The 18,434-nt window shown below is 68.4% G+C and carries 19 protein-coding genes and 1 tRNA gene; 11 read left to right on the top strand and 9 right to left on the bottom strand.

Going from position 1 to position 18,434, the window contains the following annotated elements; genetic code table 11:
• Positions 1-294 precede the first annotated feature (294 nt).
• Positions 295-369, top strand: a tRNA-Gly gene (locus tag ABAZ39_RS22435).
• A 135-nt stretch (positions 370-504) separates the two neighbouring features.
• Here ABAZ39_RS22435 and ABAZ39_RS22430 read toward each other — a convergent pair.
• Together ABAZ39_RS22430 and ABAZ39_RS22425 are read right to left on the bottom strand one after the other, a co-directional pair.
• Positions 505-1,512, bottom strand: coding sequence for an inorganic phosphate transporter (locus ABAZ39_RS22430; protein ID WP_014197658.1), 1,008 nt, complete (start codon positions 1,510-1,512; stop codon positions 505-507).
• 4 nt (positions 1,513-1,516) lie between these two features.
• Positions 1,517-2,170, bottom strand: coding sequence for a DUF47 domain-containing protein (locus ABAZ39_RS22425; protein WP_014197657.1), 654 nt, complete (start codon positions 2,168-2,170; stop codon positions 1,517-1,519).
• A 253-nt stretch (positions 2,171-2,423) separates the two neighbouring features.
• Here ABAZ39_RS22425 and ABAZ39_RS22420 point away from each other — a divergent pair, with 253 nt between their 5' ends.
• A complete protein-coding gene (locus ABAZ39_RS22420; RefSeq protein ID WP_040135079.1) occupies positions 2,424-3,464 on the top strand; it encodes an NUDIX hydrolase in 1,041 nt (346 codons plus the stop codon).
• 58 nt (positions 3,465-3,522) lie between these two features.
• A complete protein-coding gene (gene rraA, locus ABAZ39_RS22415; protein WP_040135077.1) occupies positions 3,523-4,020 on the top strand; it encodes a ribonuclease E activity regulator RraA in 498 nt (165 codons plus the stop codon).
• A gap of 78 nt (positions 4,021-4,098) precedes the next feature.
• On the opposite strand, the gene ABAZ39_RS22410 is transcribed toward rraA, so the two are convergent.
• The 4 genes from ABAZ39_RS22410 to ABAZ39_RS22395 all read right to left on the bottom strand — a co-directional run bounded on the left by ABAZ39_RS22410 (position 4,099) and on the right by ABAZ39_RS22395 (position 6,794).
• Positions 4,099-4,389, bottom strand: a complete 291-nt coding sequence (locus ABAZ39_RS22410; protein ID WP_040135076.1) for a hypothetical protein — start codon at positions 4,387-4,389, stop codon at positions 4,099-4,101.
• Positions 4,390-4,512: 123 nt separating this feature from the next.
• Positions 4,513-4,887 (bottom strand): DUF2023 family protein, encoded by a 375-nt coding sequence (locus ABAZ39_RS22405; RefSeq protein WP_040135074.1) that lies wholly within the window; start codon positions 4,885-4,887, stop codon positions 4,513-4,515.
• Between the two features lie 35 nt (positions 4,888-4,922).
• Complete coding sequence (fldA, locus tag ABAZ39_RS22400; RefSeq protein ID WP_040135071.1) at positions 4,923-5,405, bottom strand: flavodoxin FldA; 483 nt, start codon at positions 5,403-5,405, stop codon at positions 4,923-4,925.
• Positions 5,406-5,588: 183 nt separating this feature from the next.
• Complete coding sequence (locus tag ABAZ39_RS22395; RefSeq protein ID WP_040135069.1) at positions 5,589-6,794, bottom strand: MFS transporter; 1,206 nt, start codon at positions 6,792-6,794, stop codon at positions 5,589-5,591.
• 140 nt (positions 6,795-6,934) lie between these two features.
• On the opposite strand from ABAZ39_RS22395, the gene ABAZ39_RS22390 reads away from it, so the two are divergent.
• The gene (locus ABAZ39_RS22390; RefSeq protein WP_051658365.1) at positions 6,935-7,720 is read left to right on the top strand and encodes an AraC family transcriptional regulator; all 786 of its coding nucleotides are present in this window, start codon (positions 6,935-6,937) and stop codon (positions 7,718-7,720) included.
• On the opposite strand, the gene ABAZ39_RS22385 is transcribed toward ABAZ39_RS22390, so the two are convergent.
• Complete coding sequence (locus ABAZ39_RS22385) at positions 7,709-8,128, bottom strand: hypothetical protein (RefSeq protein WP_040135067.1); 420 nt, start codon at positions 8,126-8,128, stop codon at positions 7,709-7,711. The genes ABAZ39_RS22390 and ABAZ39_RS22385 overlap by 12 nt on opposite strands.
• A 106-nt stretch (positions 8,129-8,234) precedes the next feature.
• On the opposite strand from ABAZ39_RS22385, the gene ABAZ39_RS34620 reads away from it, so the two are divergent.
• Complete coding sequence (locus tag ABAZ39_RS34620; protein WP_247875032.1) at positions 8,235-8,558, top strand: helix-turn-helix domain-containing protein; 324 nt, start codon at positions 8,235-8,237, stop codon at positions 8,556-8,558.
• A 293-nt stretch (positions 8,559-8,851) separates the two neighbouring features.
• On the opposite strand, the gene acnB is transcribed toward ABAZ39_RS34620, so the two are convergent.
• Positions 8,852-11,437, bottom strand: a complete 2,586-nt coding sequence (acnB, locus tag ABAZ39_RS22380; protein WP_040135065.1) for a bifunctional aconitate hydratase 2/2-methylisocitrate dehydratase — start codon at positions 11,435-11,437, stop codon at positions 8,852-8,854.
• 472 nt (positions 11,438-11,909) lie between these two features.
• Here acnB and ABAZ39_RS22375 point away from each other — a divergent pair, with 472 nt between their 5' ends.
• The 5 genes from ABAZ39_RS22375 to ABAZ39_RS22360 all read left to right on the top strand — a co-directional run bounded on the left by ABAZ39_RS22375 (position 11,910) and on the right by ABAZ39_RS22360 (position 16,490).
• The gene (locus ABAZ39_RS22375) at positions 11,910-13,562 is read left to right on the top strand and encodes a DUF2491 family protein (protein ID WP_051658363.1); all 1,653 of its coding nucleotides are present in this window, start codon (positions 11,910-11,912) and stop codon (positions 13,560-13,562) included.
• A gap of 52 nt (positions 13,563-13,614) precedes the next feature.
• The gene (locus ABAZ39_RS22370) at positions 13,615-14,040 is read left to right on the top strand and encodes a DUF350 domain-containing protein (RefSeq protein ID WP_051658362.1); all 426 of its coding nucleotides are present in this window, start codon (positions 13,615-13,617) and stop codon (positions 14,038-14,040) included.
• A 31-nt stretch (positions 14,041-14,071) separates the two neighbouring features.
• Entirely contained in the window at positions 14,072-14,842 is a 771-nt protein-coding gene (locus ABAZ39_RS22365; RefSeq protein WP_040135059.1) for a hypothetical protein, read from the top strand.
• Positions 14,843-14,950: 108 nt separating this feature from the next.
• Complete coding sequence (locus ABAZ39_RS36595) at positions 14,951-15,118, top strand: hypothetical protein (RefSeq protein ID WP_200885640.1); 168 nt, start codon at positions 14,951-14,953, stop codon at positions 15,116-15,118.
• A gap of 112 nt (positions 15,119-15,230) precedes the next feature.
• Entirely contained in the window at positions 15,231-16,490 is a 1,260-nt protein-coding gene (locus ABAZ39_RS22360) for a M16 family metallopeptidase (protein WP_040135057.1), read from the top strand.
• A gap of 116 nt (positions 16,491-16,606) precedes the next feature.
• On the opposite strand, the gene ABAZ39_RS22355 is transcribed toward ABAZ39_RS22360, so the two are convergent.
• Positions 16,607-17,620 (bottom strand): DUF2125 domain-containing protein, encoded by a 1,014-nt coding sequence (locus tag ABAZ39_RS22355; RefSeq protein ID WP_040135055.1) that lies wholly within the window; start codon positions 17,618-17,620, stop codon positions 16,607-16,609.
• Positions 17,621-17,728: 108 nt separating this feature from the next.
• Between ABAZ39_RS22355 and ABAZ39_RS22350 the strand changes: the two genes are divergently transcribed.
• On the top strand, positions 17,729-18,367 hold the full coding sequence (locus ABAZ39_RS22350) for a gamma-glutamylcyclotransferase (protein WP_051658361.1): 639 nt from the start codon (positions 17,729-17,731) through the stop codon (positions 18,365-18,367).
• The last annotated feature ends 67 nt before the right edge of the window (positions 18,368-18,434 follow it).

Below are 18,434 nucleotides of genomic sequence, written 5' to 3'. Positions count from 1 at the left end.
GTCCATGTCCGTTCCGGCCATCGAAGCCCCCCTGCGGAGCGTCATCGGCATGTTAGAGGAAACAATTTCGAATGCGCAGACATTCAAAACAAGGGAAGGGTAATTTCACTCCGGAAACCTCAGCCTAACATATGATGGTATGTTTCCTCGTGCAATCGGCGAGGGGCGGCCCGTCCTGGCCTGCAGTCCAGCCGTGCCCGCCTTGCCTCGACGCACGGAATGGTGTCGCGTGAAAAAATAGGCTTGCCTTGGCCGTCGCCGGGGCGTATACGGGCGCTCCTCCGCTGGAGCGGCGCGGGCGTAGCTCAGGGGTAGAGCACAACCTTGCCAAGGTTGGGGTCGAGGGTTCGAATCCCTTCGCCCGCTCCATTACACAGCGCGGATGGTACGAAAAAGGGCGGCCTCGGGCCGCCCTTTTCGCGTTTTGCGCCGTGTCTCCAGGGCTTGTGCCGCCGGGGCGGAACCGGTGGCGGGCCTTTCGGCCCGCCGGCCCCGCCGGGTCTGTCACCACAGCGCCAGCGACAGCTCGTAGAAGAGCGCGCCGACGACGGCGGTCGCCGGCAGGGTGATGACCCAGGCCATGACGATGCCCTGCGCCAGCCCCCAGCGCACCGCGCTGGTGCGGCGGGCGGCGCCGACGCCGATGATCGCCCCGGTGATGGTGTGGGTCGTGCTGACCGGCACGCCGAGCCACGTCGCGACGAACAGCGTGATGGCGCCGCCGGTCTCCGCGCAGGAGCCCTGGACCGGCTTCAGGTCGGTCAGCTTGGAGCCCATGGTCTTGACGATGCGCCAGCCGCCGAACAGCGTGCCCAGCCCCATCGCGGCCTGACAGGTGATGACCACCCAGAAGGGCACGTGGAAGGTTTCCCCCAACAGGCCCTGGGAATAGAGCAGGACGGCGATGATGCCCATGGTCTTCTGCGCGTCGTTGCCGCCGTGTCCCAGGCTGTAGAGCGCGGCGGAGCCGATCTGGATGTGGCGGAACAGCCGGTCGACCGCGAAGGGCGTGCTGCGCCGGAATATCCAGGACACCGCCACGATCATCACGCTGGCCAGCAGGAAGCCGACCACCGGCGAGACCACGATGGCCGCGGCGGTCTTCGCCAGACCGGACACCACCACGGCGTCCAGCCCGGCCTTCGCCACGCCGGCCCCAACGAGGCCGCCGATCAGCGCGTGGGAGGAACTGGACGGGATGCCCAGCCACCAGGTGAAGACGTTCCAGACGATGGCGCCCATCAGCGCGCCGAAAATGACGTGCGGATCCACCACCCCCGCCCCGACGATGCCGGTGCCGATGGTGGTCGCCACATGCAGCCCGAAGAACAGGAAGGCGATGAAATTGAAGAAGGCGGCCATCGCGACCGCGGTCCGCGGCGACAGCACGCGGGTGGAGACGACCGTTGCGATGGAGTTGGCCGCGTCGTGCAGCCCGTTGAGGAAATCGAAGAGGAGGGCGACGCCGATCAGCCCGATGAGGATGGGCAGGGCGAGGGTAGCGGCTTCCATGGGATCAGACCTGTTCGACGATGATGCCGTCGATGGTGTCGGCCACGTCCTCGCACGCATCGAGCACGCGTTCCAGCAGCTCGATGATCTCGCGTTGAAGGGCGTGGCGGTGGGTGATGGGGGAGTCGAGCCCGCCGCTCTCGTCGCGCAGCCGGTGATTGGCCTCGCGCAGGAGCCGGTCGCCTTCGCTCTCGATCCGCGAGACCTCGGCGGTCATCGCGTGGAGTTGCTCGACGTGTTTGGGGATGTCGCGGAGCAGGGGGATGCCCGCGCTCAGCCGGGCGGTGCAGCGCACGATGGCATCGGCCTGGGCGTGCATTTCCGGTGTGTAGTCGGTGAAGCCCGCCTCCACGAGGTGACGCGCGGTCTCCTCGATGAGGTTGAGCACGTCGTCCATCCGCTTGCCGAGTTCCTGGATGTCCGAACGGTCGAAGGGCACGATGAAGGTGCGGTGGACAGCGAGCTGGATCTCCTTCTCGATGGCGTCGGCCTCGCTCTCGACCCGGCGGATGGTCTGGAACCGCTCCTCCAGGTCCTGGCCGCTGGCCATCATCGCCCGCAGCGCCTCGGCGCCCGTGGCGACGGTCCGGGCATGCTCGGCGAACAGGTCGAAAAACCGTTCTTCGCGCGGCATCAGGGCCCGGAACAAATTCAGCATGCGTGGTTCTCCAACTTACGCCGGCCTGCACTGCTGGGGACCCGCACGGACGCGCGCGAGCCTCAGCGTCGCGGCTGGTGTAACATCCCCGGCGCCCGTGGGAGTCACAAAAGTGTCATGCCGGGCCGGCTTGCGGCGAGATTTCACGGGGGTACCCGGCGGAAAGACCGGTGATTTGCCGCGGCGGGCCGCTTATCCTGCCGCCGACGGATCGGCAACGGGGTGGCGCGTGGCAGGGGAAACACGGATCGGCTTGGAAACACGGATCGGCTCGGAAACACAAATCGGCCTGACGGCGGCCATCGTTTCGGTGGGCGTGTCCCCGGCGAACGGCGCCGAGCCGCGCGTGGTGACCGTGCGCAGCGGCTTCGAGATTCCCGAATCGCACCGCCGCGGCGACGAGCCGCCGCCCCACCGCGACGCCCTGCCGGGCGCCCCCTTCGATCCCGAACGCTTCCGCACGCTTCAGGACGGCCTGCGCGCGGTGGCGGAGGACGCGGCCGGGCTGACCCTGCGCTATGTCGAACAGCTTTACAGCTTCGGCGACCGCTACCGCGACCCGCACGAGTTGTTCGGCGGCCCGCGGTCGCTGGTGGTCGGCTATCTGGCGCTGCTGCGCGAGGCGCCGCTGCGCATCGACGGTGCGGAGTGGCGCGGCCTGTACGAGTTCTTCCCCTGGGAGGACTGGCGCGATTCGCCGCCGGCGCTGCTCGATTCGGTGATCCGCCCGGCGCTGGCCCGCTGGGTCGCCGCGGCGCCGGACGAGCCCGCCCGCGCCCGCCGCGGCGAGCGCGCCCGCATGGCCTTCGCCCTGGACGGCGGGGAGTGGGACTCCGAACGGGTGCTGGAGCGCTACGAACTTCTCTACGAGGCCGGGCTGGTGGTGGAGGCGTTCCGCGACCACGACCTGGCCCGCCGGGCGGGGGTGGAGGAGCGCACGGTGCGGCTGGAGATGCCCCGCGCGCTGGGCCGCCCGATGGCCCGCGACGGCCGCCGCGTCCTGGCGACGGCGCTGGAGCGGTTACGCGGCAAGTTGAAGTACCGCCCCATCGTGTTCGAGCTGCTGCCCCCGACCTTCACCCTGCACCAGCTTCAGCAGGTGGTGGAGGCGCTGTCCGGCGAGCGGCTGCACAAGCAGAATTTCCGGCGTCTGATGATCTCCGGCGGGCTGGTGGAGCCGACCGGCCAGTATGAGAGCCAGACCGGCGGGCGCCCCGCCGAACTCTACCGCTTCCGCCGCAGCGCCATCCTGGAGCGCACCAGCACGGGGGCCATCGCCGCCCCGGAGGATTGACCATCGCCGATCTATGGGTATTCTTTCGCCAATACCTAAAGAAGGGGAGCGAAAGCGCATGACCGACTTCGACAGCACCTGCGACCTCTACGACCGGTTCGAGAAGACCGCCCGCGTCGCCGACCCCGTCTTCCGCGATTTCGGCCAGCGTTGCAAATTCAGCGGCGCCGCGGTGACCGTGAAGTGCTTCGAGGACAATTCCCGCGTCAAGGAGGTGCTGGGCACGCCGGGTCGGGGCAAGGTGCTGGTGGTGGACGGCGGTGGCGGCCTGCGCGCCGCCCTGATGGGCGACCTGATCGCCAAGGACGCGGTGAAGAACGGCTGGGAGGGCGTGGTCATTCACGGCTGCGTCCGCGACGCCGCCGTGCTCGCCACGCTGGACCTCGGCATCAAGGCGCTGGCGGCGATCCCGCGCAAGACCGTCCGCAACGGCGAGGGCCAGAAGGATCTGCCGGTGACTCTGGCCGGCATCCGCATCAACCCCGGCGATCTGGTCTTCGCCGACGAGGACGGCGTGCTGGTGCTGACTCCCGAGGAGTTCGGCGTAACCGGCTGAGCTGGGCTTTTGAAAGCCCTCCCCTGCTGTGCGGGGGAGGGTTGGGTGGGGGCACCAGCGACGGCGCCCCGTCACATCTCAGCCCGCGACCTTCTCCCACCCCATCTTCTGGTACCGGTATTCCAGGATCGTCGGCGCCGCGCAGGCGTAGCCGACCCAGACGCCCAGCGTCATCAGGGCGCCGACCGGCCACAGTGGGATGGAGATGAGGATCAGGGCCGCGTGAATTGCGGCGTGCAGCCACTCGGCCTTTTTTGCGAAGTAGACGGGTCCGAGCAGAAAGGCCCAGAGAATCTCGCGGTTGGTCACCGCCTCCCGCTGGCCGTTCGTGGGATTCTCGAACATCATCCCGGACGGAGCCGCCGCCATCCCTGCCTCCCCTTGGTTGTTTTCCATTCTATTTGGGGAAGCAGTCTGGACGACGGCGGCCCGGCCTGTCGAGGCCGAAACGGCCTTTTTCCGGATGGTGGAGACGGTGTCCTGACGGATGGATCAGGACACCGCCCCGTCCCGCCCGGCCCCCTCCCTTCCGGCCCCCTCTCTTCCGGCATGGGCCATAGCCAGGAAGCGCCGGCACTGCTGCTCGCGGTCGTAGCCGAGCAGGGTGCCGAGGATGAAGTCCTCCTCCGGCGTCAGCTGGTTCAGCGGCTTGCACACCACGCTCCGCACCATCGCGACGCAGGCCGGGTTGCCGAAGAAGACGTTGACCTTGGCCTCGGTCACCGTCTGGACGTGGTAGTCGACGAACCGCTCCGCCAGCTTGCGGATCACCGTGTCGGCGTCCCGCGTGCTGAGCGTCATCATGACCATGGGCCGGACACCCTTGCTGTACTCGTACAGATGGTGACCGAGCAGATGGACAGGCATGGCCAACCCATCATGGGTCAACCCATCATGGGGCATCACGCCAGTTGGCTGATCCATGCGGTGATCCGTTTGTCGGTTTGGGAGGACTGGTTGTCCTGGTCGAGCGCCAGCCCGACGAACCGCCCGTCGCGTTCCGCGGTGGAGCCCGAATGCTCGTAGCCGGTGGTGTCGGTGAAGCCGACGACGACCCCGCCCTGCGCCACCACCTGATCGTAGAGCGTGCCCATGGCGTCCACGAAGGACTCCGGGTAGGTCACCTGATCGCCGGTGCCGAACAGGGCGACCTTCTTGCCGTTCAGGTTGGCGGCCTTCAGCGTGCCGAAATTGGCCTCCCAATCGCATTGCAGATCGCCGATGCCATAGGTCGGCGCGCCGAGGATCAGCAGGTCGCAATTCTCGAAATCCGCGGCGGAGGCGCGGGCGATGTCGACGGTCTTCCCCTGAATCTTCTTCGCGATGCGCGAGGCGACCGACTTGGTCGCGCCGCCGTCGGAGCCATAGATGATCGTGACGTTCATGGTCTCTCTCTGGGCAATCCTGTGGGCCAATCGGATCAGGGCCGGCAAGCAAAGGCGAGAACGTCCGGCCTGCATCGAATGATAATAAGAATGATTCGCATTTGCAATATGACCATGACGGATTTGTGGGAATTCCGAGAAGGGAAGGCCGCGCCGCCAGGGACGGCGCGGCCTTCAGGGGGGTCAGGAGTCTTTGTGCGGGGAAACGTTGGGCAGCAGCGCGGCGAACAGGCCGAGCAGGGGAACGACCGAGCAGGCCTGGAACACAAAGCCGATGCCCTTCCAATCCGCCAGGACGCCGAGCCCGGCGGCGGCCATGCCTCCGATGCCGAAGGCCAGACCGAAGAACAGCCCGGAAACCATGCCGACGCGGCCGGGCATCAGTTCCTGCGCGTAGACGATGATGGCGGGGAAGGCCGAGGCCAGGGCCAGCCCGATCACCGCGCTGAGCGCGACCGTCGCCGTCAGCCCGACATGGGGCAGCAGAAGCGTGAAGGGCAGGATGCCGAGGATCGAGATCCAGATGACCGTCTTGCGCCCGATCCGGTCGCCGACCGGCCCGCCGATGATCGTCCCTGCCGCCACCGCCGCCAGGAAGACGAACAGGCAGAGCTGCGCGGAGTCCGGCGCCATGGCGAACCGCTCCATCAGGAAGAAGGTGTAGTAGCTGGTGAGGCAGGCCAGATAGACGTATTTGGACAGGATCAGCACCATCAGCACGGCCAGCGCCCGGTTCACCTGCCCGCGGGTCAGGCCGGGGTGACGGACCGCGGCGCCGCGGCGAGCCGGGCGGGCGTGGTCGCTGCGCGCGTACCAGCGTCCGATGCCGGTCAGCAGCGCCATGCCGCCCAGGGCGGCGAGGGCGAACCAGGACAGGCTTTCCTGCCCGCGCGGCAGGATGATGTAGGCGGCCAGCAGCGGCCCCAGCGCCGAGCCGGCGTTGCCGCCCACCTGGAACAGCGACTGCGCCAGCCCATGCGCACCGCCGGAGGCCAGACGGGCGATCCGCGACGCCTCGGGGTGGAAGACCGAGGAGCCGAAGCCCAGCAGGGTCGCCCCGATCAGCAGCGCCGCGTAGTTCGGTGCGAAGGCCAGCGTGACCAGCCCGACCAGCGACGCCCCCATGCCGATGGTCAGGGAGTAGGGCGCCGGCCGCCGGTCGGTGGCGAGCCCGATGATCGGCTGAAGCAGCGAGGCGGTGATCTGGTAGGTCAGGGTGAGCAGGCCGATCTGCGCGAAGCTGAGGTCGAATCCGCCCTTCAGGATCGGGTAGATCGCGGGCAGCAGGGACTGGATCAGGTCGTTCAGCAGATGGCAGACGCTGATCGTCCCCAGGACGGGCAGGGCCGTCCCCCCGGCCTTGGGCCGGGACAGGGTGGTGTCGGTCACGGAAGGAAGCCTTTTTTGGCGCTTGGCCGGGTTTGGCGCTTGGCCGGCGGGCGGCGCGTTGCTTGGTGTGGAGCAACAGCCTATGGTGAGCCGCGACGGCCTGCCACCGCGGGCAGGCCGATTTCTTACGAGACTGGGCCATGGTCCGGAACCTGCGCATCGAGACGGTCGAGGAGTCGCCCCGCCCGCTGATCACCCTGGGACAGGATCACGCGGACGGCACCGTGCTGGCCGCCCACACGCACCGGCGTGGCCAGTTGCTGTCCGGGGCGACGGGGACGCTGCTGCTGTCCACCGCCCAGGGGCGCTGGGTGATGCCGCCCCATTGCGGGCTGTGGATTCCGCCGGGCGTCCCGCACGAGGTCCGCATGATCGGGATGGTCATGACGCGGAGCCTCTATCTGGCTCCCGCGCTGGCCGACACCATGCCGGGCCGCTGCGAGGTGGTGGCGCTGTCGCCCTTCTTCCGCAGTCTGATCGGGCGGGCGATCGACGTGCCGGTGGACTACGACCCGGACAGCCACGACGGCGCGGTGATGGCCCTGCTTCTGCACGAGATGCGCCGGTTGCCGGTGGAGCCGCTGTCGCTGCCCTTTCCCGCCCACGCCGCCCTGGCGGAGCGCTGCCGGCGGTTCCTCCAGGAGCCGACGATCCAGGCGACGATCGAGGCGTGGAGCGACGGTCTGGGCATGAGCCGCCGCAACTTCACGCGGCTGTTCCGGCGGGAGACCGGGCTGAGCTTCGTCGAATGGCGCCAGCAAGCGTGCTTGGTGTCCGCCCTGCCGCGGCTGGTCGCCGGGGTTCCGGTGACGACGGTCGCGCTGGATCTCGGCTACGACAACCCGGCGGCCTTCACGACAATGTTCAAACGGACACTGGGGGCGTCACCGCGCGCTTATCTTGTGCGGACGGCGTCAACCGGGTGACGGCGCCGAGGCCAAGCGCCGGATGCGCTCCCGCACCGTCTCGGAGCATCCGCCGGTGGCGTGCAAACCGGAGAGGCGCTGAGCCGGAGCGTTGGCCCCATGGGCGGTCAGGATGGCTTCCGTCCGCCGCCGCTCGCGGATGGCACCGTCGAATCGCTGGGCCAACTCGTCCCATAGAAGCGCATCGACACCCTGGCGGATCGCGGATTGTAGGAACGGCGTGCGCAGATCGATGAAGCCCCAACCGCAAATTTCGTGGGTAACCTGCTCGTTGGCGGCCACATCGGCGGCTTGCAGCCAGCGCTGATGGGCGACATATCCGGATATGTGGTCGTCGGCGTAGGCGGGGGTGGTTGCGAACTGCGCGACGAGGAACGGTGCGAGCAGGGCTGATCGGGACACGCTCATAGCGACCTCCCAACGGATCGTCAGAATTCATTTAAACGATACGTATGAAAATTTTCGTCCAAACGTAAGTCGCCCAAGCCCTTTCGTCCAGAACAAATTGGCAGCGATGATTGAGGTTGGACGAGCATTGCGGGCACGCGCCGAAGAACTCGGGCTTTCGGACACGGAAGTCGCCCGGCGTTCCGGGCTGGATGTGGGCCGCTACGGCAACTACGTGCGTGGAGCGCGCGAGCCCGATTTCCAGACGTTCTTGCGGATTTGTCGGGTGCTTCTGACCACGCCGAATGCGATCCTGGGCGTGGAAGAACCGCCGAAAATGGAACAGGATGAAGTGCTGGCTGCTTTTGCTGCACTTGATGCCGATGGGCGAACATTGGCGCTCAAACTCATTCGAGCCATGGTCGAGCATCAGGTGTTGCGTGAAAGTTGAATAGAATCCTGCCAGCCCGACATCGGTGAAGGGGCCGGCTCATCGGCTGGTCAGTTGCGAGAAGTGGCATCGCAAGGAAGATCAGCCATAGAGGCGCAAAGACACAGAGAATCAATGGATGGCGCATCGCCTCCAAATCCTCTGTGTCTCAGCGTCTCTGTGGTTGACCCACGGCAATGAAGAAGAAAAGCCCCGCCGGAGCGATCCCGGCGGGGCTTTTCATTAGCGCAGAAGTCCTCGTGCTTGGCCCCCCTCCCGGCCTCCCCCGCTGGGCGGGGGAGGGGAAGAGTGGATCAGGCGGCGACCGTGTCGGCCACGTCCTGGAACTCCTTGATCTGGTCGAAGTTCATGTAGCGGTAGATGTCGCCGGCCTTCTGGTTGATGACGCTCACCTGCTCCAGATACTCGGCCGGGGTCGGCAGCTTGCCCAGCAGGGCGGCGACGGCCGACAGCTCGGCGGAGCCGAGATAGACGCGCGTGTCGATGCCCAGGCGGTTCGGGAAGTTGCGGGTCGAGGTCGAGATGGCCGTCGAACCCTTGCGGATCTGCGCCTGGTTGCCCATGCACAGCGAACAGCCGGGCATTTCCATGCGGGCGCCCGACTTGCCGAGAACGCCGTAATAGCCTTCCTCGGTCAGGATCTGGGCGTCCATCTTGGTCGGCGGGGCGATCCACAGGCGGGTCGGGATGTCGGTCTTCCCGTCCAGGATCTTTCCGGCGGCGCGGAAGTGGCCGATGTTGGTCATGCAGGAGCCGATGAAGACCTCGTCGATCTTGTCGCCGGCAACCTCCGACAGCAGCTTCACGTCGTCCGGGTCGTTCGGGCAGGCGACGATCGGCTCCTTGATGTCGGCCAGATCGATCTCGATCACCGCGGCGTACTCGGCGTCGGCGTCCGGCTCAAGCAGCGACGGGGAGGATATCCAGTCCTCCATCGCCTTGATGCGGCGGCCGAGCGTTCGGGCGTCCTCGTACCCGTTGGCGATCATCCACTTCATCAGGGTGATGTTGGAGCGCATGTACTCGATGATCGGCTCCTTGTTGAGCCGGACGGTGCAGGCGGCGGCGGACCGCTCGGCCGAGGCGTCGGACAGCTCGAACGCCTGCTCCACCTTCAGCTCGGGCAGACCCTCGATCTCCAGGATGCGGCCGGAGAAGATGTTCTTCTTGCCCTTCTTCTCCACCGTCAGCAGGCCCTGGCGGATGGCGTAGAGCGGGATCGCGTTGACGAGGTCACGCAGCGTGACGCCCGGCTGCAGCGCGCCCTTGAAGCGGACCAGCACCGATTCCGGCATGTCCAGCGGCATGACGCCGGTGGCCGCGGCGAAGGCGACGAGGCCCGAGCCGGCGGGGAAGCTGATGCCGATGGGGAAGCGGGTGTGGCTGTCGCCGCCGGTGCCGACGGTGTCGGGCATCAGCAGGCGGTTCAGCCAGGAGTGGATCACGCCGTCGCCCGGACGCAGGGCGACGCCGCCGCGGGTCGAGATGAAGGTCGGCAGCTCGCGGTGGGTCTTGACGTCCACCAGCTTCGGATAGGCCGCGGTGTGGCAGAAGGACTGCATGACCAGATCGGCGGAGAAGCCGAGGCAGGCCAGATCCTTCAGCTCGTCGCGGGTCATCGGGCCGGTGGTGTCCTGCGAGCCGACCGTGGTCATCTTCGGCTCGCAATAGGTGCCCGGACGCACGCCCTGGCCTTCCGGCAGGCCGACCGCGCGGCCGACCATCTTCTGGGCGAGCGTGAAGCCCTTGCCGCTGTCGACCGGGGAGGACGGCAGGCGGAACAGGGTCGACGGGGCGAGGCCCAGCGCCTCACGGGCACGGGCGGTCAGGCCGCGGCCGATGATCAGCGGGATGCGGCCGCCGGCGCGGACCTCGTCGAAGATCACATCGGACTTGACGGAGAACTCGGCGATCACCGCGCCGTTCTTGAGCGCCTTGCCCTCGTAGGGGCGCAGCTCGACCGTGTCGCCCGTCTCCATCTGCGAGACGTCGAGTTCGATCGGCAGGGCGCCGGCGTCTTCCATCGTGTTGTAGAAGATCGGGGCGATCTTGGAGCCCAGGCAGACGCCGCCGAAACGCTTGTTCGGGACGTAGGGGATGTCCTCGCCCGTCCACCACAGCACCGAGTTGGTGGCCGACTTGCGCGAGGAGCCGGTGCCGACCACGTCGCCGACATAGGCGACGAGGTTGCCCTTGGCCTTCAGATCCTCAAGCTGCTTGATCGGACCGCGGACGCCGGCTTCCTCCGGCACGATGCCGGGGCGCGGGTTCTTCAGCATGGCCAGGGCGTGCAGCGGGATATCCGGGCGCGACCAGGCGTCCGGGGCCGGCGACAGGTCGTCGGTGTTGGTCTCGCCCGACACCTTGAAGATGGTCAGCGTCAGGCTGGCCGGGACCTCGGGGCGCGAGGTGAACCACTCCGCGTCGGCCCAGGACTGCAGCACCGCCTTGGCGTTGGCGTTGCCCTTGTCGGCCAGTTCCTTGACGTCGTGGAAGTAGTCGAACATCAGCAGCGTGGTCTTCAGACCCGCGGCGGCGGCCTCGCCGCACTCGGCGTCGCCCAGCAGGTCGATCAGCGGCTTGATGTTGAAACCGCCGAGCATCGTGCCCAGCAGCTCCGTCGCCTTGACCTTGGAGATCAGCGGCGAGGTCTCGTTGCCCTTGGCGAGCGAGGCCAGGAAGGCGGCCTTGACCTTGGCGGCGTCGTCGACGCCCGCCGGGACGCGGTGCGTGATGAGGTCGACCAGGAAGGCTTCCTCGCCCTGTGGCGGGTTCAGGAGAAGGTCGACCAGCTCCTCGGTCTGCTTGGCCGAAAGCGGCAGGGCGGGAATTCCGAGCGCGGCACGCTCAGCGACATGCTGGCGGTAAGCTTCAAGCACGGTGCGGTCCTCTCATCCAAGGTTGCTCAACAGTCGTCCGATTCCCCGACCGGGGGGCGCGCTCGCGGACCCGGCTTTTTTGCCCTTGCGGCGTCTTGCCACGCCGCTGGTCCTACCATTCCGGAAGGAACTTCCGCGGAACGGAGATGTCTTACGTCGCCTCCTTGGGAGTCGTCAAGTCAACGCTCCGCCTGCGACACGTTTTCAGCCGCCGGCCATAGAAGTGGTATTACAACTTGCTCCCGCCGGCCCTGTGGAGGGGCGGCGATTTCCTGAATTTCTCATGGTCTTTGCAATGAACGCCCCGCCGGGGTTTCTGCACGGACCGCCGCATCACCATGGCTAACCCGTCGGCGAAGAGGTTGATGGCGAACAATTGGGCATGTAGGGTGTTCTGGCTGTGCATCCACGGCAGCGCGCAGGCCCCATGCCCCTTCGACACCGGATTATCGCCCGGTTCCTGAGCGTCCTTATGGCGCTGGCGCCGCTCCAGCCGCTGCCCGCCGCGGCCCCTGCGGCGGTGCCCGCCGGGCTGGCCGCGGCCACCGCCGCGCTGCTCTGGCCGCAGGAGGTCGAGGCGCGGGCCGGCGGAGGCCGAAGCTCCAGCGGGGGATACAGCCGTCCGGCCGTGCGCACCCCGTCCTTCTCCACCCGCTCCGCCCCGTCGCGCACGCCGTCGACCGGCAGCGGCGGCTACAACCGTCCCCAGAGCGGGCCGTCCTATGGCTTGCCCGGCGGGTCGCCGTCCGGCGGCGGCGATCTGGGCGTGTCGCGGCGGTCGAGCGGCGAGGCGCTGGACCGCTACCGGGCGCAGCAGCAGCAGCAGCAACAGCGGGAACGCACCCCGCCGGTCGCCGCGCCGCCTCCCCGTTCCGGGTCCGGGTCCGCTTCCGGGTCCGGCTGGGGCGGAGGAGGATGGCAGGGCGGCGGCTGGGGATCGAGTTCCGGCGCGGGCTGGGGGCAGCGGCGCACCGGCGGCTATGGGCCGGGCGGCTGGTACGGCGGCTGGCGTCCGCCGGGCTGGGCCTACGGCAGCCGTCCCAGCTTCGGCCTGTGGGATGGGCTGTTCCTGTGGTTCCTGCTCGATAACCTGTCGCGCCCCGGCTACGCCGACTGGTTCCACAACCACCAGGGCGACCCCGGCTACGCCGAATGGCGCACGGAGGCGGAGCGGCGCGCGCAGGACGACCCCGACCTGCGCCGCCGCCTGGACGATCTCGACACCCGCCTGCGCGCGCAGGAGGACCGGCCGCGCGATCCCAACTACCTGCCCCCCGACATCCCGCGCGACGTCGCGCAGGCCACGCCGCAGACGCCGGCTTCCCCAGGAGAGTCCGATGGGGGCTCCGGAGGGGGCTTGGGCACCCTGCTTCTGTTGATTGTGCTCGTCGGGGGGATGGTGGTGGCCGTGACCGTCCTGCGCCGCCGCTCGTCGGGCTCCCGATCCGGAGGTTCCGCCATGACCCGTTCTCCCTGGAGCACCGCCGCCGGCATCGTGAAGGCCAAGGCCACCGGCGCGTCCTACGAACCGTCGCTGTTCCGCGTGGGCATGACGCTGACGCCCGATCCCACGCCCTTCCTGCTGGGCGGCGGCGCGATCAAGGCCACGGCGCCGGAGGGCGCCGGCTCGATGGTCAGCGTGGCGGCCGTCGGCACGCTGACGGGCGGCGGCGTGACCCTGCACCGGCTTTATCTTCCCGGCGGGAGCGGCTTCTATCAGCTTCATCTGGGAACCGGGAGCGCACCGGATGAATGCCGCTGGTTCAGCGTCCTGGACGAGGTGCACCCCACCGACAACGACGAATGGGGCTTCTGGCTGGACCCTGCCGACGGGATGATCGGCTACCCGCAGTTCCAGACCAAGGACGGCAAGCTGTACGGGCGGCAATGGTCGCCCGGCGCGTCCCGCATCGCCCCCGTCACCTTCGACGAGACGCTGACCGACCACCGCGGCAGCCGCACCCGCCGCCTGACCGCCATGCTCTACGCGGCTCCCACCGGCGCCGCGGACCCGGCGCCGCGGACCGAGTATGTGCTGGTCACGGCGGTGGAGGACGGTGGCGAGGCGTGGGTGGAGGTCCGCGCCGGCATCGACGTCAATCCCGCCTCGCTCTCCCTTTCTTGAGGCCATCTCCCTCGTTTCCCGCCCGATCCCGCCAGCCCCTATGGAAGACACCATGGACACCAGCGTCGCGCAAATCCTGCAAGGCCTCGAATCCGGCCTGCCGCTGCTGCTTCTGCATTTCGGAGCGACCCTGGCCCTGTTCCTGATCGGGGTGGCCGTCTACATCGCGGTCACCCCGCTGCACGAGCGCGAGTTGCTGGCGAGCGGCAACCAAGCCGCCGGCGTGGTGCTGGGCGGCACGATGGTGGCGCTGGCGATTCCGCTGGCGGCAACGCTGGCGACCAGCCTCGTCCTGGCGGACATCCTGATCTGGGGAGCCGTTGCGCTGGTGCTGCAATTGATTACCTTCCTGATCGCCATCTGGCTGTTCCGCGACCTGCGCACGATGATCGAATCCGGCAACGTCGCGGCGGGCACGGCGCTGGCCGGACTCCAGATCGCCGTCGCGCTGCTGAACGCCGGAGCCATGGCGGGGTGAAGACCCGCCGAAACAGAGAGGAACCGCAACCATGATCTCGTTCATCCGCAACCTCGTCGGGGTGAAGACCGATCAGGCCGTCCAGTCGGCGGTGGAAGCCCTGGTGCGCTGGGACCCGAAGGCCGCGACGGAGGCCGAACTGCGCACGATGGAAGAGCATCTGGACAGTCTCGGCCTTCAGGTCGCGCAGGCCCGCGCCGCCTATGAGAAGGAGCAGAAGGAGGCGGAGGCCATCCTTCAACTCTCCCGCCAGCGCATGGCCGCCGCCGAACATCTGCAGCGCCAGATGGAGGCGGAAACCGACGCCGGCCGCAAGGCCCAGCTCGAAAAGAGCCTGGAAACGCTGGTGGGGATGCTGGAGCAGATGGCTCCGGACATCGATCGGGAGGAGCAGGACGCCGTGGACGCGCGCGAGTTCCTGACCATGCTTGAAATGACCTACGCCGAGGCCGGCGGCAAGCTGAAGGCCGCCCGCAGCGCGTTGCAGCGGGCCGAACGGGACATGGGCCGCGCCGCCCAGCAGCGCGACATGGCCGAGCAGCGGGCGGAGGCGGCACGGCAGGCGGCGGGGCTGAGCGGCGCCACCTCCAGCCTTGGCACGGCGCTGAAGGCGATGCAGGACGCGGCGGCCCGCGATCTTGCCCAGGCGGAGGCGTCCAGCGCCAAGGCCCGCCTGCTGAAGCCGTCCAAGCCGGAAGAGGACGATCCCAACATCAAGGCGGCGCTCGATGCCGCCACCGGAGCGAAGCCGGCGCCCAGCAGCCTGTCCGACCGTCTGGCCTCCCTGAAAAGCCGGCATTGAGGAATGAATAGGATCATCCTATCGGCGAGATAGGATGATCCGCATCGATCCTATCGAACTTCTCCGCCATGATGCGAGCAGTGAAAGTCTGCTCGGTGGAGGACGACCATGCGCAGGTCCATGGCAGAGCTGTTGAACGAACTGGAGCGGCACGGCGTGCGGCTGCTGCCGGGCGGGCGTCTGCTGGTGCCGGGCGACGTTCCAGCGCCGCTGCTGATGCGCGCCCACCGCAACCGCCGCGCCCTCAGCGCCGCTTTGACGCCACCGCGCGGTTGACGACGCACTTGACCCCAAACCGCGGGGCGTTGTTCCTGCGCGGACGGCGCCCCACGTCAATGCAACGCCCCCGATGTTCCGGGCGATCCCGTGCCCTACCAGGAGACCCTGTGTGACGATCCAACTGACCACCCTCGCCAACGGATTCCGCGTGCTGACGGACCACCTGCCGCATCTCGGCACGGTGACCAGCGGCGTCTGGGTCGGCGTCGGGGCGCGCAACGAACGGCCGGCGGTGAACGGCATCGCCCATTTCCTGGAGCACATGATCTTCAAGGGAACGGAAAGCCGCGACGCGCTGGGCATCGCGCTGGAGATCGAGAACCGCGGCGGCGAGTTCAACGCCTACACCGACTACGACGTCACCGCCTATTACACGCAGATGGCCGCCAAGCACGTCGACGTCTCCTGCGAGATCATCGGTGACATCGTGCTCAACTCCGTCTTCCCGGAGGAGGAGGTGGAGAAGGAGCGCGGCGTGGTCATCCAGGAGATCGGCCGCTACGCCGACGAGCCGGAGGACGTGGTCTACGAGGCGCTGCGCCGCACCGCCTTCGACGGGCAGGCGCTGGGCCGCCCGATCCTCGGCCCGAAGGAGAACGTCGCGGGCTTCGGGCGGGAGCATCTGTTCGACTATGTGTCCCATTACGACCCGCGCCGCATGGTCTATGTGGTGTCCGGCAACGTCGATCACGGCACGGTGGTGCGCCGGGCGGAGGCGCTGTTCGGCCATCTGACCGCCAAGGACGACCCGTTCCACGAGACGGTGGTCAACAAGGGCGGTGCGGCGCTGCTGAAGCGTGACGCCGAGCAGGTGCATTTCATGGCGGCCTTCCCCGGCGTCGGCACCGAGGACTCGGCGAGCTATGCGTTGCGCCACCTCGCCAACATCCTTGGCGGCGGCATGACCTCGCGCCTGTTCCAGGAGATCCGCGAGAAGCGCGGGCTGGTCTATTCGGTCTACGCAGCACCCATCCAGTATGCCGACGGCGGCGCGCTCAGCTTCTACGCCGGGACCGGGCCGGAGGAGGTGGCGGAGCTGGTGCCGGTCTTCTTCGAGGAGCTGCGCAAGGCCCGTGACGGTGTGACCGCGGTGGAGCTGGAGCGGTCGAAGGAGCAGATGCGCTTCTCGGTCGGCAAGTCACTGGAATCGACCATGCGCCGCGCCGACCGCTTCGCCCGCACGCTGCTGCGCACCGGCGAGGTGCGGACCATCGAGCAGATCTTCGAACGCATCGACGCCGTGACGCCGGAGGATGTGGCGGCGGCGGCCAACCGCGTCTTCGCCGGCCCGATGGCGGTGTCCGCGGTCGGCAAGCTGGACCATCTGCCGTCCTACGAGGACATGCAGGGGATGCTGAAGGCGGCGTGAGGCTGTTGTTTAGCGGCGTATTGCCCCCTCCCTAACCCTCCCCCGCTGACGCAGGGGAGGGGACTTGTTTCTCCCTCTCCTGCGAAGCGTGGGAAGGGTGGGGGCAATACGTCGCCCTACCAGACCACCGCCGGCAGCGCCGCGACCTTCAGCGGACCCAGGAACAGCCCGCGGTTCTGCACGGTGACCGGGGCGGTCAGCACCGGCTCGCCGTTCGGACCGGTGGGGCGGGCCAGCAGGCCCAGCATGGTGCGGGCCATCGCCAGCTCCTTGGGCCGGAACATCCCCTGAAGCGCGTCCAGCACCGCCTGATACCCGCGCACCTCCGCGGTCAGCGCGGCCTGCGGCTGCAAGGCGGCGTCCAGCGCCAGCGTGCCGTTCATCGCGAGCTTCAGCGGTCCCCAATCCACATTCAGCCCGTCGAGCTGGAGCGTGCCGCCGTCGCGGCTCCAGGCCGACAGGCTGACCGGCTCCGGCTTCGGCGGCTGGCCGAGGATGCGGGCGGTCAGCAGGAGCCGTTGCACCTCGCGGCCCAGCGAGTCCGGAGCGCCGTCGGGCAGGGTGGCGCCGCGCGCTTCCAACGTGACGGACAGGCCGGTGTCGGTGTGGCTGGCCGGCGGCGCGGCGGGCTGGGTAGCGGTCAGGTCCAGGGCGGCGATGGGAACGGGCAGGGCGTCGGGCTGCGCCACGAGGTTGGTGAAGGCCAGTTGCGCCTCCACCGGTTGGCCGGTCAGGGTGAGGCCGACATGTCCATGGCCGCCGTCGCGGGCGACCAGCGTGAAGGGCGGCTGGTTCGCCTGCACCACCGTCACCCGCTGCTCGCCGGGCAACGACAGGGCGATGCGCGTGTGGTTCCAGGGCGGCGCCTCCGCCACCAGCCGGGCGCCCTGCCATTCCACGTCGCGGGTGGCGAAGTGTGGCGCCTCCAGCGCGGCGCGGATGGTGAAGGGGTAGCCGCCGACGCCCAGCCCGCCATGGGCCACCACGGCGCCCACCGCCCGCTGCTCGTCCATCCAGGCGAGCACGCCGCGCTCCACCGCCGCCGCGGCCTGCCACCACCACACCGAATAGGCGCCGGCCAGCAGGGCCAGGGCGAGAACGGCGAAGCCCAAGATCTTCCGAACGCGCATCTGTGGCATTTCCGTTTTGTGGCACCCACCTTATAGCGGGCGGCCTGGGGCCGTGCTAGCATTCACCGTGTCGCCACCAGTCGGCGCACGCTGCATTACTTAAGGGTCATGCTGCTCGATACGCAATCGCCTGTTGCCGAGCTTCCGGTCACCGCACCGACGCAGCGTCTGGCATCATCCGCCTCTTCCTGGTCCACCGACATCGCCGTGACGCCCGGCGCCGACCTGTGGGTCTTCGCCTACGGCTCGCTGATGTGGAACCCGGAGTTCCCCTTTCTGGAGCGCCATCCGGCGGTGCTGGGCGGCTACCATCGCCGCTTCTGTGTCTCCTCCCACCGCTACCGCGGCACGCCCGAGCGGCCCGGTCTGGTGCTCGGGTTGGACCGCGGCGGCTCCTGCCGGGGCATCGTCTTCCGCGTGGCGGCGGAGCGGGTGCCGGAGACGCTGGATTATCTGTGGGACCGCGAGATGCTGAACCGCGTCTACCGGCCCAAGCTGCTGCCGGTGCGCCCGCGCGACGGCGGGGCGCCGGTCACCGCCTGCACCTTCATCGTGGACCGCCGCCATCGGCAGTATTGCGGCTGCATGGACGAGACCGCGATGGCCGAGCGCATCGCCTGCTGCCGTGGCGAGCGCGGCCCGAACCTGGACTATCTGGCCAACACGGTCGCCCATCTGGAGGCCATCGGCATCCACGACCGCGGGCTGTGCAGCCTGCTGACCGCGGTGCGCGCGCGGGTGGGGTGAGGTGGTTCCGATGTTGCCCCCACCCTAACCCTCCCCCGCTGCGCAGGGGAGGGGACGTGATTCTCCC

It is taken from the genome of Azospirillum argentinense (assembly GCF_000632475.1).
GTDB lineage: Bacteria > Pseudomonadota > Alphaproteobacteria > Azospirillales > Azospirillaceae > Azospirillum > Azospirillum baldaniorum.
This window is presented reverse-complemented; position numbering and strand designations above follow the sequence as displayed.

Coding starts and splice junctions, on each gene's coding strand:
- rraA (WP_040135077.1), top strand. CDS start 3,523: ATGACCGACTTCGACAGCACCTGCGACCTCTACGACCGGTTCGAGAAG.
- ABAZ39_RS36595 (WP_200885640.1), top strand. CDS start 14,951: ATGCGCAGGTCCATGGCAGAGCTGTTGAACGAACTGGAGCGGCACGGC.
- ABAZ39_RS22390 (WP_051658365.1), top strand. CDS start 6,935: ATGGTCCGGAACCTGCGCATCGAGACGGTCGAGGAGTCGCCCCGCCCG.
- ABAZ39_RS22430 (WP_014197658.1), bottom strand. CDS start 1,512: ATGGAAGCCGCTACCCTCGCCCTGCCCATCCTCATCGGGCTGATCGGC.
- ABAZ39_RS22370 (WP_051658362.1), top strand. CDS start 13,615: ATGGACACCAGCGTCGCGCAAATCCTGCAAGGCCTCGAATCCGGCCTG.
- ABAZ39_RS22405 (WP_040135074.1), bottom strand. CDS start 4,887: ATGCCTGTCCATCTGCTCGGTCACCATCTGTACGAGTACAGCAAGGGT.
- ABAZ39_RS22375 (WP_051658363.1), top strand. CDS start 11,910: ATGGCGCTGGCGCCGCTCCAGCCGCTGCCCGCCGCGGCCCCTGCGGCG.
- ABAZ39_RS22385 (WP_040135067.1), bottom strand. CDS start 8,128: ATGAGCGTGTCCCGATCAGCCCTGCTCGCACCGTTCCTCGTCGCGCAG.
- ABAZ39_RS22410 (WP_040135076.1), bottom strand. CDS start 4,389: ATGGCGGCGGCTCCGTCCGGGATGATGTTCGAGAATCCCACGAACGGC.
- ABAZ39_RS22355 (WP_040135055.1), bottom strand. CDS start 17,620: ATGCGCGTTCGGAAGATCTTGGGCTTCGCCGTTCTCGCCCTGGCCCTG.
- ABAZ39_RS22425 (WP_014197657.1), bottom strand. CDS start 2,170: ATGCTGAATTTGTTCCGGGCCCTGATGCCGCGCGAAGAACGGTTTTTC.
- ABAZ39_RS22350 (WP_051658361.1), top strand. CDS start 17,729: ATGCTGCTCGATACGCAATCGCCTGTTGCCGAGCTTCCGGTCACCGCA.
- fldA (WP_040135071.1), bottom strand. CDS start 5,405: ATGAACGTCACGATCATCTATGGCTCCGACGGCGGCGCGACCAAGTCG.
- ABAZ39_RS22365 (WP_040135059.1), top strand. CDS start 14,072: ATGATCTCGTTCATCCGCAACCTCGTCGGGGTGAAGACCGATCAGGCC.
- ABAZ39_RS34620 (WP_247875032.1), top strand. CDS start 8,235: ATGATTGAGGTTGGACGAGCATTGCGGGCACGCGCCGAAGAACTCGGG.